The organism is Mesorhizobium sp. M2A.F.Ca.ET.037.01.1.1, from assembly GCF_003998075.1.
In the GTDB taxonomy this organism is placed as follows: Bacteria; Pseudomonadota; Alphaproteobacteria; order Rhizobiales; family Rhizobiaceae; genus Mesorhizobium.
In genome coordinates, this window is sequence record NZ_RZSA01001156.1 from 1 (window position 1) to 1,875 (window position 1,875).

Here is a 1,875-nt window from a genome sequence, read left to right on the forward strand (position 1 = left end):
CATGCAGCCCGGCCCTTCGGATGGCACCGCGACGGTGAAATTCGTCGATGTCGGCCAGGCCGAACATGGGCTTCCCCTCGCCCGGCGTCTTCTCCTTCGCCATTCAAAACGGCATGAAGCTGAAGTCCGTCTTCCACATGGGCGCGCGCGATACTTTCAGCCTCGCCTTCCGCAAGGGCCAGGGCACCAACAACCTGAAGGACCTCGAAGGCAAGACCATTCTGCTCGGCTCCGCCGCCTGGCAGGCGATCGTCGATCCGCTGCTGGCGGCCCAGGGCGTCGACATCAAGAAGGTGAAATATGTCGAGGCCGGCTGGCCGACCTGGGGCACCGCGCTGGCCGGCGGCCAGGGCGATGCGGCGCTTTCCTGGGAAGGCTTGCGCGCCGAATGGATCGCCAAGGGACTCGACTTCGAGTACTGGCTCGGCGTCAAGAACTCCAAGCTGCCGGCCAACACCTTCGTCGTACGCGCCGCCGACCTCGAGGATGCCGATAAGAAGGCCTTCCTGGAGAAGTATCTGCGCGGCTGGGCGATGGGCCTCGAGTTCGGCTACCAGAATCCGCGCGCCGCGGTCGAAGCCGTGTTCGAGCAGTTCCCGACCTTGGCCAAGAACCTCGGCCGCGAGCTCGGCACCACTTCGATCCTGCAGCAGATCAACGTCTTCCGCGGCGACATGGACAAGCGCGGCGGCTGGGGCTCGCATGACATGGCGAGCTGGCAGGGCTTCTTCGACGAGATCCTCAAGATCGGCCAGATCAGCGCGCCGGTGAAGGCCGAGGACGTCTGCACCAACGATCTGATCCCGGCCGCCAACGATTTCGACAAGGCCAAGGTCAAGGCCGATGCCGACGGCGTCAAACTGTCGGAAGGCTTTGCCGCGCTCGATGTCGACAAGATCAAGGCGCACCTGTTCGATTCGGCGGTGAAGTAACGCGACTGCCATGACCACCGGGCGGCGCGAGGCGCCGCCCGCAATTCCGTTTAAAGAGCATTGGGGGAGGCTTCGATGGCCGACAAGGTGAAAATACTGGTGGTTGGTCTGGGCAATATGGGCGCTTCGCATGCCAGCGCCTATCACCGCTCCGACGGCTTCGAGATCGTCGGCATCATGAGCCGCACCATCAAGAACAACAAGAAGATCCCGAAAGAACTCGCCGGCTACCCGCTCTATGAGGATTTCGACCTGGCGCTGAAGGAGACGAAGCCGGACGCGGTCTCGATCAACAGCTGGCCGAACACGCACGCCGAATACGCGCTGAAGGCGATCGCCGCCAACTGCCATGTCTTCATGGAAAAGCCCCTGGCCACCAACATCGCGGACGCCGAGAAGGTGGTGGCCGCGGCGCGGGCGAAGAACCGCAAGCTGGTGCTGGGCTATATCCTGCGCGTCCACCCGTCCTGGATCAAATTCATCGAGGTCGGCAAGACGCTCGGCAAGCCGCTGGTGATGCGCCTGAACCTCAACCAGCAGAGCAGCGGCACCGCCTGGCATTGGCACAAGAACCTGATCGACTCGCTGATCCCGATCGTCGACTGCGGCGTCCATTATGTCGACGTCATGTGCCAGCTGACCGGCGCCAAGCCGGTGCGCGTGCACGGCATCGGCGCAAAACTCTGGGCCGAGGCCGACAAGCAGAATTACGGCCATTTGCACGTCACCTTCGATGACGGCTCGGTCGGCTGGTACGAGGCCGGCTGGGGTCCGATGATGAGCGAGACGGCCTATTTCGTGAAGGACGTGGTCGGCCCGAAGGGCGCCGTCTCGATCGTCGCCGGCCAGGGAGGGAGCAGCGCCAAGGATGCCGAGGAGGTGTCCGATTCCGCCGACATCGACCGCCACACCAAGACCGACGCGCTGAAGATCCACTATGCAC

2 protein-coding genes are annotated in these 1,875 nt (G+C 63.5%); both read left to right on the forward strand.

Annotated elements, in window-relative coordinates; translation table 11 throughout:
* Positions 1–47 precede the first annotated feature (47 nt).
* A complete protein-coding gene (locus tag EOA27_RS34545; RefSeq protein WP_245491279.1) occupies positions 48–932 on the forward strand; it encodes an ABC transporter substrate-binding protein in 885 nt (294 codons plus the stop codon).
* Between the two features lie 75 nt (positions 933–1,007).
* Positions 1,008–1,875: Gfo/Idh/MocA family oxidoreductase (locus tag EOA27_RS34550; protein ID WP_145970762.1), on the forward strand; the 868-nt coding region annotated here is incomplete at its 3' end.

What these genes read in the sequence shown, in the direction of transcription:
- EOA27_RS34545 (WP_245491279.1), top strand. Translation starts at nt 48, where the DNA reads ATGTCGGCCAGGCCGAACATGGGCTTCCCCTCGCCCGGCGTCTTCTCC.